This window comes from Hymenobacter montanus (assembly GCF_014699115.1).
Taxonomy (GTDB): Bacteria; Bacteroidota; Bacteroidia; order Cytophagales; family Hymenobacteraceae; genus Hymenobacter; species Hymenobacter montanus.
Map to the genome: position 1 here is coordinate 1 of NZ_JACXAD010000045.1, position 11,881 is coordinate 11,881.

An 11,881-nucleotide genomic window follows, 5' to 3' on the forward strand; every position below is an offset into this window, starting at 1 on the left:
TGGACATCCAGAACGGCGTCATGAGCGAGAAAGGGCAGCGGCTCCTCGCCAAATACCAAAACGGCGACTTTAATGCCATTATGGATAATGAGCCGGCCCCGCGCATGAGCGCGGCGGCCACCAGCAAGGCCACCGACGATGCCTACGGCAAGCTGCTTGACTAACATCTGAACGTACCCGTCTTTTGATTTTATGGATTTTGCGTCTCTCTCCTCTTTGCAGGAAGGAACGGCGAACCAACAGCTTTAACCCTTCTCATGACCACTCGCGGTAAAGTCCTCATTGCCATTATCCTCCTGGTAGGCCTGTATTTTGGCATTAATAAATTAACTTCCAGCAACCTCCTCTTTAAGAAAGCCGACACGCCGTCGGTCTTGCTCACCTCAATTGAGCTGCCGGCCGCCACGGGCAGCTCCGGCATCAACACTGTCGTGCCGCTGGCCCCGCTGCCCGGCGCTGCCCCCATTGGTAAAGGCACGCCCATCACCTGGGAGGTGATGGCCTGGAACAGCCAGATGGCCGGCATGCTGGCCAACGGCGGCCCCCGCACCACTACCGGCTCGGCCATGGCCGCAAATGGTCTGAATATGCAGATCGTGCGGCAGGACGACGTGAGCAAGATGCAGGCGGACCTGGTGAAGAACGCCGTCGATCTTTCCAATAATCCCGCCACGCCGGGGCTGATTGTGAGCATCATGGGCGATGGCTTGCCGGGGTTTTCGGCCGTGCAAACGGAGCTAAAGAAGGCCGGCACCCAGCTGCAAATCATCCCCTACTCGGTAGGCAAGAGCTTCGGCGAAGACAAACTGATGGGCCCGAAGGAATGGCTCGACAATCCAAAATTGGCCCTGGGCAAAACCGTGGCCTGCTACCTGCGCGACGGCGACCAGAACATTGCCCTGAAGTGGTGCTCGGATAACGGCCTGAAGGTGAACCCCGACGAGACCACCTACGACCCTCAGGCCGTCAACTTCATGGCCGCCAGCGACTTTCTGGTGGCGGCGGAGAAGTACATCCTCGGCAAGCCCGAAAGCCGCGATAAAATTGTGGACGGCAAGAACACCGGCGTGAAAGTGGACGTGGTGGCCGACGCTGTGGCCACCTGGACGCCCGGCGACGTGAACATTGCCAAGCAGAAGGGCGGGCTGGTGAGCATCGTGTCGACCAAAGACTACTCGAACCAGATGCCCAACATTATGGTGACCACCAAGCGCTGGTACGACGCTCACCCCAAGGAAGTGGAAGGCATTATCCTGGCCCACTCCGTTGCGGGCGACCAGGTGAAATCACACCCCGAGGCACTAGCCCGCGCCGCCGATATCTCGGCCGATGTATATGGCGACAAGGATAAGCCCGGCGCCTACTGGCTGAAGTACTACAAGGGCGTGGCCGAGGCCGACCGCGACGGCAACGTGGTGGAACTGGGCGGCAGCAAGGTGTTCAACTTCGCCGACAACCTGGCCTTGTTCGGTCTCAACGAAGGCGGCACCAACATTTACGCGTCGGTCTACAAAGCCTTTGGCGACGTGCAAAGCAAGCTTTACCCCAAAGAGCTGCCCAGCTACGTGCCCCTGGCCGACATGCTGGACCTAGCGCCCCTGCAGAAGCTGCAAGCCCAATACAAGGGCAAGGCCGTGGCCCCGGCTGAAACCCAGAAGTTTGCCGCCGGCGACGAAATCCGGCGCAACGTGAGCCAGCGCGCCTGGAACATTGAGTTCAACAGCGGCAAGAGCACTTTCACGTCCTCGGCCGAAAAAGAGCTGAACTCGCTTTTTGACGACCTCGTGGTGGCGGGCAGCCTGAAAGTGGCCGTGCACGGGCACACCGACAACTCCGGCGACCCACAAGCCAATCAGCAGCTGAGCGAGGACCGCGCCATGTCCGTGCGCCGCTGGCTGGAAGCCAAGAGCTCCAGCGCCTTCCCCGAGGGCCGGGTGCAGGTGTACGCCCACGGCGCCACCGAGCCCCTAGTGAGCAACGCCACGGCCAAAGGCAAAGCCAAAAACCGGCGCGTGGAAATCGTGCTGGGCAACTAAGCGCCAAGTTTCGCGAAGGGGAAAAGCAAAGTTTTGCGAAGGCGAAATGGCTGAGTAGACTTCATAAAATCTGCCTTTCTGGCTACCGCGAAAGCCTCTTCACCGTTGAAACTTTGCGAAACTTCCCTTACGGTTTCGCGAAACCTTGCCCTATGAAAGAGCTGTTTGCCCCCAACGCCAAGCCGCAGCCGAAGGTTTTCCTCACCATGGTCGGTGCCCAAGTCCTGCTCTTGCTGCTGCTGTGGCTGTTCTACCCCCTGCAACTCTTCCCCAGCCTGGGCGAGGTCCTCGCCGCCCTGCAAGACCTGCTCACCACCCAGGGCCTGCTCCAAGAACTCTGGGCCAGCCTCACCTGCGCCCTCGGCGCCCTGGCCCTGGCCACCCTGCTGGCCCTGCTGCTGGCCTACCTCACCGCCCTGCCCTTCTTCCGCCCCCTGGCCTATGCCGCCTCCAAGATGCGCTACCTCACCCTGACCGGCCTGACCTTCTTCATGGCCCTGCTGCTCAGCTCCGGCCACCAGGTCAAGCTCGCCGTCCTCGTTTTCGCCGCCACCGTCTACCTGGTCACGGGCATGACCAGCGTCATGCTCAGCACCTCCCAGGAAGAAATGGACCACGCCCGCACCCTGGGCATGGGCGAGTGGCGCAGCTTTCTGGAAGTAGTTGTGCGTGGCAAGCTGGCCGACATGCTCGAGGTTGTGCGCCAGAACTTCGCCATCATCTGGACCCTGATCACGCTGGTCGAGACCCTGTATCAGTCCGAGGGCGGCATTGGCCTGCTGCTTTACAAGCAGAACCGCTACCTGCACCTGGACGGCGTGCTGGCCATTCAGCTCGTGATTCTGGCCACCGGCGCCACCCAGGACTATGTCTTCTCTCTGCTCCGACGCGTCTTCTTTCCCTACGCTCAACTTTCTGTGGCCAAATAATGCCCGACTATTCTTATCAAGAGCCCGTTCTGACGCTACGGAATATTTCGATGCAGTTTGGAGGCGAAGTGGTATTGCGCGACATCAGCCTCGACGTGCTCAACGTGGTGCGGCCGGGCATGAGCCAGGGGCAGGTGGTGGGGTTTTACGGGCGCTCGGGCATCGGCAAGTCGGTGCTGTGCCGCATCATTGCTGGACTGCTGCCCCCCAGTACGGGCACGGTGCTGGTTGCTAACCCCCAGCGGCCCGTGGAGGCCGGCGACGTGGGCTTCGTACAGCAACGCTATCCTCTCTTCAACCACCGCACGCTGTTCGACAACCTGCTGGTGGCCGCCACCCGCAAGCATGCCCCCGCCGAAGCGAAGGCAAAAGCCGAAGACTTTCTGAATCGTTTCGACTTAGCCCAGCACCGCCGGAAGTACCCGGCACAGCTGTCGGGTGGGCAGCGTCAGCGGGCGGCCATTGCCCAGCAGCTGCTCTGCTCCGAGCATCTCATCATCCTGGACGAACCGTTCTCGGGGCTCGACATTGCCATGATTGACGAGGTGAAGAAAATCATTCTGGAAGTAACCGCGCTCGATGAGCTGAACACTGTCGTCATCGTCTCGCACGACCTGGCCACCACCACGGCACTTTCGGATACGCTTTGGCTGCTAGGCCCGGAGCGCGACGCCGCGGGGCAGTGCATCGTGGGCGCTACCATCACCAAGAATCATCAGTATAATCTGGCCGAGATGGGCCTGGCCTGGCAACCTGGCATTCAGGCCAAGCCTGAATTTGTGCAGTTGCTGGAGCACCTGAAGGACGAAATTCGCAAGAGCTGACTTGGCCCGACGAGCCCGCCCGAAATATCCTCGGTGATGTTCATCGGGAATATTCCGGGCGGGGCTCGAAGGGTTTGCGGCGCCTAAGCAAGCCGGTAAACGCTCGGGCTCTGGCAATCAATACGAGATGGCGAGTGAGCCGCGGTTAACGTAATAGTACTGCGCGCTCCCCCCGGTACCGGTCCAGGTGCTGAGGTCGAACGTGTTTGTACCGGTGGCGGTGCCCGGAACCTTGTAAACGGTCACGGCGCGCTGGCTGCGGTACCAATCGAGCGAGCTGCCCGACACGCATCGTTCGGGGTAGTTGCTGCTGCCGTTTTGCTGCAGAAAAAAGGCCGTGCCCGTGCCAAACACCTTGCCCACCCCGTTGGCGTCGATGCACAGGGCGGTGAGCTCATCGAGGCCAATGCCCCGCGGCACGATGCCGTCGTCCTTGCTCATGCGGGCCATAAATGTGACGAGCCGCCCCCGGCGGTCGGGGTTGTTGAAGTGAGTATCGGTGATGGTGTTAGTCAGGTAGGGAGTATCGAGAAAATCGTTGGCGCCAATGGTGATGTTGGAATCGTAGGGATTGGCCAGGGCGGCGGAGCTAGTGACCGTCGAATTGAGAGCGCTGTAGTAGTAGCGGCCTTCAATGGCATTGCCCGCTGAGGTGCCGCCGATGGGGCACTGCTTGGTATTGCGTACGTAGTTAAGGGCGTCCTCAAGCTTGGTATCCTTCCAGTAATTGACGTAGTTGGCTTGGTTGCCCCCGGCGATGAACACGGCTTCGGCTCCCCGGATTTTGGCTTCCACCTGCGGATCGTTGGCCAGGGTGCGGGAGTTGATGAGCAAGGTTTCGCAGGAGTTGACGCCCCCCAGGCCGTACACATAGGCGTTGTAGGCATCGGTGCCCGTGGCCCGCAGGATGAGGAAATCACCGCCCCCGGATTTGCTGATCATCCACTGAAAGGCCGCATCTACGTCGGTGCCGCCACCCATGAGTACGTTGCCACCCATCGTGGGGCGGCTCACGTCGGCCGCATCGCCCACCAGGCCGAGCGAGCCCGTCGCGGGGGCCGGATAGCTCGTCGACGCGGGCGACACGGCGGGAGAATCGGCTTGGCAAGCGGCTAACGACGCCAGCCCGGCAGTAGCAAAAATCAACAAATGACGCATAAGATAGGTAGAATTGAGGTGAAGGAAAGGAAGTGGCTAGCCGGGCTACCCACGGCAAGATAGTCGATTAACCTCAACGGTATAGAGCAGGGCTAATAATTTGATAATCAAAGCCGTATTATGATATCAAATCTATATTAAAAGCTATTCCGCACGCAATTATGTCCTCACCGAACGGTCTTGGTCAGGCGCTATAATCGCCTTTCACCGTCGGAAAAATGAAAAATTAAAAAATGGACCAGCACATTTTTAATTCTTCATTTTTAATTTTTAATTCTTTTCCGAGAACGGCTCTAATGACTGCCGCGAGGCCGGAGCCTACGCTTGACCACGAGAGGTACGTTAAACAAAGCCGGCATTGGCGAGCTTTGTTCCTTACTAACCACCGGCCCCATGGCTAAGCGCATTTCCTACCTTCGCAACGAGGCCCTGGCCACGGTGCGCCCAGGCTACCCCGGCAACAAGCTCTTCGGCAATAAATTCGCCAACGGCGAAGAGCTGTATGAGCCCCGTTTTACCACCGTGTTGAAATGGCAGCTCACCGCTAACCCCCAGAAGGCAGAAAAGAAAGCCGACACCTGGGCGCCCGCCGTGGTGGACTGCGCCGCGGCTTTTTCCACTACCGAGGACCTGCTGGTGTGGCTGGGCCACGCCAGCTTCCTGCTGCGCGTAGCCGGGGTAACGCTGCTCTTCGACCCCATCCTGTTTAGCTCGGTGGAGCTGCGCCCTCGCCACGCCCTCCCCTGCCCCCGGGAAGCCATCCGAAACATCGACTACCTGCTGCTCTCGCACGGCCATCGCGACCACTTGGACGAGCAATCCATCCGCCTGCTGGCCCGGCAAAATCCGCAGCTGCGGGTGCTGTCGTCGTTGCGAATGGGGCCGCTGCTGCGCGGCATGGCGCCGGCCCTGCCGGTGCAGGAAGCGGGCTGGTGGCAGCAATACGACCTGGGCCCCGGGGCGCCGCTGGAAATCATTTACCTGCCCGCTGCCCATTGGCACCGCCGCGGCCTGGCCGACGTGAACCGCGTGCTGTGGGGCAGCTTTCTGATCCGAGCGGTCGATAAACTCATCTACTTTGCCGGCGATACGGCCTACGGCGACCATTTCGAAGCCATTGAGAACCGCTTCGGGCCCATCGACATCGCCCTGATGCCAATTGGCGCCTACAAGCCGGCCTATATGATGGCCCAAAGCCACCTGAACCCGCACGAAGCCGCCAAGGCGGCGAATGTTCTGCGGGCAGGCCACGTGGTACCCATGCACCACGGCACCTTCAGCTTATCGGACGAGCCCGCGTCGGAGCCGTTGCGGCAGTTCACCGAAATAGCGGCCAGCGGCATGCTGCGTGGCGAGCTGCACGCCCCCGCCGTGGGAGAAGTGCTGCCCTGGCGCGATTGGGAGTAGTTTTTCTGCTGATCAGCCACCAGTACCAGGCGGCTGACCAGCACAGCGCGGGGGCCGCTACACCCGAGCTGTCGGTGCGCTGACAGCTCGGGTGTAGCTGTTAGCTTTGCTCCTTCCTGCGAAGCTGGGGCCAAAAGAGCTACCAGCTATCCGCTTCTAGCTAACAGCTTAACAATGTCGCCAACTTTAGTTCTGAGCCTGGTTGCGGGCTACTTCGCGGTTCTCATCCTCATTGCCATTCTTACCTCGCGCGGGGCCACGAGCGAGAGTTTCTTCGTGGCCAACCGTAACGCGCCGTGGTACATGGTGGCCTTCGCCATGATTGGTACCTCTCTGTCGGGGGTAACCTTTATCTCGGTGCCGGGCAACGTGTATGGCAAAAGCTGGAGCTACCTGGCGGTGGTGTTGGGCTTCGTGGCCGGCTACGTGGTAATCGGCACCGTGCTGCTGCCGCTCTACTACCGGCTGCGGCTGGTGTCGATCTACTCCTACCTGGAGCAGCGATTTGGCTACTGGAGCTACAAAACGGGGGCGCTGTTCTTTCTGATTTCGCGGTCGCTGGGGTCGGCCCTGCGCTTGTACCTGGTAGCGGGCGTGCTGCAACTGGCCGTGTTTGATGCCATGGGCGTCCCGTTTGCCGTTACGGTGGTCGTCAGCATCCTGTTCATCTACCTGTACACGTTCAAGGGGGGGCTGAAAACCATTCTCTGGACCGATACTTTTCAGACGCTGGCCATGCTGAGCTGCGTGGGGCTGAGCATCTACTTCATGGCGGATGCCTTGAATTTCTCGTTTCAGCAGCTGGTCAGCTCGGTGCGGGAGAGCTCGATGGCGCAAGTGTACTTCCCGGATTTGCGGGACGACAAATTTTTCTGGAAGCAGTTTGCCTCGGGCATGTTCATCACCATCGTGATGACCGGGCTCGACCAGGACTTGATGCAGAAGAACCTGAGTTGCCGCAGCCTGAGGGAGGCCCAGAAAAACCTGTTCTGGTTCACGCCGGTGATTGTTTGCGTTAACATCCTGTTTCTGACCCTGGGCGTGCTCATGTACAAGTACGCCGCGGCGCGCGGCCTGCAGCTCGACCAGCTGCCCCAGTTGCTGAACCTGAAAGGCACGCTCGACACCGACAAGGTTTTCCCGTACCTGGCCACCACCCAGTTTTCGATTACGGCCGGCGTTATTTTCATTCTGGGCATCATCGCCGTCACCTACGCCTCGGCCGATTCGGCTCTCACGGCGCTGACCACGTCGTTTTGCGTCGATTTTCTAGACATCAAGAACTACCCGGAAGCCCAGCAGACGCGGCTCCGGCAGCTTACCCACCTGGGGTGGTCGGTGGTGCTGATCGGCATTATCCTCATCTTCCGCATCATCAACGAGCAGAGCCTGATCGATGCCGTGTATAAGGCCGCCGGCTTCACGTACGGGCCGCTGCTCGGGCTTTTTGCGTTCGGCATCTTCACCAAGCGGCGGCTGCGCGACCGGCTGGTGCTCCCCGCTTGCACGACGGCGGTGCTGCTCACCTGGCTCATCGTGTCGCACTCGGTGGAATGGCTGAACGGCTACAAGTTTGGTTTCGAAATCCTGCTGCTGAATGGCACGCTGGTGTATTTGGGCCTGTTGACTATATCGCGCGCGCCCACCGTGAACCCGACGGCGACGGCGGTGGTTTAACCCTCATATGAGCAATTCTCTTCTCCTGTTGCTGCTGCTGGCCGCCCCCGCGGCCCTGGCCCAGCAGCTACCGGCTCCGGCCGCCCCGGCCCCCATCGTACTGCAGCGGGGTAACATGCAGGTTCAGGCCCACTCGGCGGCCAACCGGCCCGACCGGGCCCCGACGTATCCGGGTGGCGAACAGGCCCTGGGCTTGTTTTTTCTGGAGCACGTAAAATATCCGGAGGCGGCGCGCGTCAAGCAGCTAAGTGGAACGGTACTGGTCACGGCCACCGTGAACGCCGATGGGTCGGTAAGCAACCCGGTGATAGCCAAGTCGCTGTCGCCTGAGTGCGACGCCGAGGCCTTGCGGGTGGTGCCGCTGCTTACGGGCTGGCAACCAGCCATGCGGCGGGGCCGGCCCTTATCTGTCCTCATTCAACTGCCCGTGCCTTTCGGGGGCGCGGGCGAAATCAAAGTCGAGCAAGGCCAATTCCGGCGCAGGCGTTAGGGCGCGAGCTAAGGCACTCGTCTGGGCGCGGCCCGGGCAGCTTCATGCGGGATTCATGCCCGGCGAGCGTGCTTGCCGTATTATAACTAGCAGATTACTACCTGACTTATGGCCCGTAGTGGAATGAACACCAGCGGCACCGACTTAGTGGCCGATGCTCCCAAACCCAAGCTTACCAAAGAAGCCTTCCAGCGGGGCCTGCGGATTTTCCGCTACGTGCTGCCTTACCGGGCCAAGTTCATCGTTGGCATGGTGTTGCTCGCGCTCAGCAGCGCCACGTTTATGGCGTTTCCGTGGGTGGCGGGTAAGCTGGTTGACGCGGCCAATGGCAAGGCCTTCACCCTGCCCGGCGGCCTCGACCTCACCATTACCCGCATTGCGCTGCTGCTGTTCGGGGTAATCGTGTTTCAGGGATTTTTCTCGTTCGGGCGCATTTGGTTTTTCACGCAGGTGAGCGAATTCACCGTGCGCGACATTCGGCAGGCGCTCTATGCCAAGTTTATGAGCCTGCCGGTTCCGTTTTTTGAGAAAAACCGCGTCGGCGCCATCACCTCGCGCATTACGTCGGACGTGAGCACGATTCAGGATACGTTTTCGCTTACCCTGGCCGAGCTGTTTCGGCAAGTGATGACACTGGTGGTCAGCACCGTGCTCATCATGGTGACGTCGGTGAAGCTGTCGCTGTTTATGCTGGCCACGTTTCCGGTGCTGGTGCTGGCGGCGTTCGTGTTCGGCCGCAAGATTCGCAAGCAGTCGAAAATCACGCAGGAGGAGCTGGCCAAGACCAACGTCATCGTGGAAGAAACCCTGCAGGCCATCAACACCGTCAAGGCCTTTACCAATGAGCTATTTGAGATCGGGCGCTACAACTTCTCGCTGAACAAAGCGGTGCGCGCCGCGCTACGCAGCAATCTGTACCGCGGCGCGTTCGTTTCGTTTGTTATTATTGGCTTGTTTGGCGGCATCATCCTGGTGCTGTGGCGCGGGGCCATGCTGGTGCACACCCCCATTTCCGACCCCGACCACCTGGAAATCGGCCAACTGGTGTCGTTCATCATCTACACCACTTTTGTGGGTGCCTCCGTGGGGGGCCTGGGCGAGATGTACGGCAAGCTGCAGAGTACGCTGGGAGCGTCGGAGCGCATTCTCGAAATCCTGGAAGAGGCCAGCGAGCCCACGCATCTGGCCCTTGCTGCCGGGCAGGCGCCGCTGCGGGTGCAGGGTAACATCGAATACCGCAACGTGGCGTTCCGCTATCCCACGCGGCCCGACCTGCCGGTGCTGCAAGACATTTCCTTTGCCATTGCCTCGGGCGAAAAAATAGCTTTGGTCGGCCCCAGCGGCGCGGGCAAGAGCACCATCGTCAGCTTGCTGATGCAGTTTTACGAGCTCAGCGGCGGGCAGATCCTCATCGACGGGCGCCCCATCGGCAGCTACGACCTGACGGAATTTCGGCGCCACGTCGGCATCGTGCCGCAGGAAACGCTGCTCTTCGGCGGCAGCATCCGCGAGAACATCGCCTACGGCAAAACCGATGCGACCGACGCCGAAATCACGGCTGCGGCCCGCAAGGCCAATGCCTGGCAGTTCATCGCCTCCTTCCCCGAAGGTCTCGACACGGTGGTTGGCGAGCGGGGCATCAAGCTTTCGGGCGGGCAGCGCCAACGCGTGGCCATTGCCCGCGCCATCCTGAAAAACCCAGCCATTCTGATTCTGGATGAGGCCACGTCCTCCCTCGATAGCGAGAGCGAAAAGCTGGTGCAGGGCGCTATGGATGAGCTGATGAAAGACCGTACGTCCATCATTATTGCCCACCGCTTGAGCACCATTCGCAAAGTGGACAAGATTCTGGTTATCGACGGCGGCCAGATCGTGGAGCAAGGCTCGCACGAGGAACTGGCCGATAACGAGAACGGGCTGTACGCGAACCTGCTGAAGCTACAGTTTGAGCTGACCTAGGGCGGTTCTCAGGTCAGTGTACCGGGCGGAAAACCTCACGTGACTCCTACGGGGTCGTACCCGGTAGGGCGGGCCCCCGTTCGCTTGAGGCGCGAAGCCACAGAAGAGGGGAGCCAAGTATGGGATACAGGACGGAAAATTGCTCTGAGTATAAAGGACGAAGCCGGGCGAAAACGCGAAGGAGAGGAGCGAAACCGCCAGTCACACCTTGCCAGCGCAAGCTAATAGAAGGCCACCCCTGCGGGTGGCCTTCTGTATTACGTCTGGGCGGGGCTAGTAGAATTTCTTGCTGCTCTCCTTACTTAAGCACCCGCTGGGGTGCCCTTCTGCATTATGCCTGGGCGTGGGCTGCAGAGTTGGCCAGTACAAATCCATGGCTACGAATAAGCATTTCATAAGGGGGAGTTTACTAGGAGTTGGTGGTAGTTAAAATGTCAGCCGATGACCACACGATGAGCTAAGAAGCGCTGGGACCGTTGAGGCGGCAATTGTGGATCCCGAATCTGACTACGCGACTACGGCACTGATAAACTCCGCGCATTGACTGGCTGGCTAGGGGGAGGCTTCTCTAATCGGTTGCGGTTACCTCCCTCCTGTTGGATTTCTTACTAAACTGAAAAATAGTCTTTCCATTTTGAAAAAATCCCGTCCTTATTCGACCGGCTGCCAGGTCTGGATTTTTTATTATTTACCTGATAGTCAAAATACTAACTTAATTCAGAGGAAATCATTGACCAAGTCGGCACTGGTATTGGCATGAGGTGGAAGTTACCAACCACTAGCTGTTATGCCCAGCCTGAACAACCTCCCCAAAGCCGCCCAGGGCTTTTTAGAAGATAAGCCTATCCCAGCCCGGGCTGCTACTCCGGCCCGCCCACTGCCGCGGCCCCGCTGGCCGACTCCGCCGGGAACCCAGCGCCGCTCGTTGCGCAAGCTGGGTAGCGACGCCTCAACCGCATTGGGCCCCTGCTGGCCCACGATAGCCAGGAATTCGGCACTTAACCCAAGCTGGTGAACAGCACGGCGGGCACCAGCTTAAGCAGGCCCTTGCTCCACCAAACGGCCGACAACGCCTGCTCCACCACCAACTCATTGCTTCATCACTACCCCATTACCTACATCCATGAATTCCTTACTTTCTTCCTCTGAAAACGATACCAGCCTGCCCAAGTGGCAGCAGCCGGAAAAGGTTGCCGGCCGCGTGGTTCTCGCCGGCCTGGTAGGCGCCGCAGTGTACTTCTGGGGCCAGATTTTACCCTTCCTAGTCGACATGGTTTTCGATACCGTCAAGCTGGGCATCGGGCTGGGGACGCTGTTCGTACTATTTCTGCTGGCCACCAACAAGCGCATTCAGGCCGGGCTGTGGTACCTGGGTCAGCGTATCTTCCGAACCGCGGCCAG

The 11,881-nt window shown here is 59.9% G+C and carries 9 protein-coding genes; 8 read left to right on the top strand and 1 reads right to left on the bottom strand.

Annotated elements, in window-relative coordinates:
- The first annotated feature begins 257 nt into the window (after nucleotides 1–257).
- From IC235_RS21775 to IC235_RS21785, 3 genes are all read left to right on the top strand, one after another.
- Entirely contained in the window at nucleotides 258–2,036 is a 1,779-nt protein-coding gene (locus IC235_RS21775) for an OmpA family protein (RefSeq protein ID WP_191007330.1), read from the top strand.
- A 152-nt stretch (nucleotides 2,037–2,188) separates the two neighbouring features.
- Complete coding sequence (locus tag IC235_RS21780) at nucleotides 2,189–2,965, top strand: nitrate ABC transporter permease (protein ID WP_191007331.1); 777 nt, start codon at nucleotides 2,189–2,191, stop codon at nucleotides 2,963–2,965.
- Entirely contained in the window at nucleotides 2,965–3,789 is an 825-nt protein-coding gene (locus IC235_RS21785; RefSeq protein WP_223847477.1) for an ATP-binding cassette domain-containing protein, read from the top strand. Before IC235_RS21780 ends, IC235_RS21785 begins: the two co-directional genes overlap by 1 nt.
- Before the next feature lie 117 nt (nucleotides 3,790–3,906).
- On the opposite strand, the gene IC235_RS21790 is transcribed toward IC235_RS21785, so the two are convergent.
- On the bottom strand, nucleotides 3,907–4,947 hold the full coding sequence (locus IC235_RS21790) for a cyanophycinase (protein ID WP_191007332.1): 1,041 nt from the start codon (nucleotides 4,945–4,947) through the stop codon (nucleotides 3,907–3,909).
- A gap of 393 nt (nucleotides 4,948–5,340) precedes the next feature.
- On the opposite strand from IC235_RS21790, the gene IC235_RS21795 reads away from it, so the two are divergent.
- The 5 genes from IC235_RS21795 to IC235_RS21815 all read left to right on the top strand — a co-directional run.
- The gene (locus IC235_RS21795; RefSeq protein WP_191007333.1) at nucleotides 5,341–6,354 is read left to right on the top strand and encodes an MBL fold metallo-hydrolase; all 1,014 of its coding nucleotides are present in this window, start codon (nucleotides 5,341–5,343) and stop codon (nucleotides 6,352–6,354) included.
- A gap of 174 nt (nucleotides 6,355–6,528) precedes the next feature.
- The gene (locus tag IC235_RS21800; RefSeq protein WP_191007334.1) at nucleotides 6,529–8,031 is read left to right on the top strand and encodes a sodium:solute symporter; all 1,503 of its coding nucleotides are present in this window, start codon (nucleotides 6,529–6,531) and stop codon (nucleotides 8,029–8,031) included.
- A 7-nt stretch (nucleotides 8,032–8,038) separates the two neighbouring features.
- Nucleotides 8,039–8,521 carry an energy transducer TonB gene (locus IC235_RS21805; protein ID WP_191007335.1) on the top strand — a complete coding sequence of 161 codons (483 nt, stop codon included), beginning with the start codon at nucleotides 8,039–8,041 and terminating at the stop codon, nucleotides 8,519–8,521.
- A gap of 108 nt (nucleotides 8,522–8,629) precedes the next feature.
- Nucleotides 8,630–10,480: an ABC transporter ATP-binding protein gene (locus IC235_RS21810; protein WP_223847478.1), complete on the top strand. Its 1,851-nt coding sequence runs from the start codon at nucleotides 8,630–8,632 to the stop codon at nucleotides 10,478–10,480.
- Between the two features lie 1,123 nt (nucleotides 10,481–11,603).
- Nucleotides 11,604–11,881, top strand: a 278-nt coding sequence (locus IC235_RS21815) for a hypothetical protein (RefSeq protein ID WP_191007336.1), incomplete at its 3' end; no start/stop codon positions are given.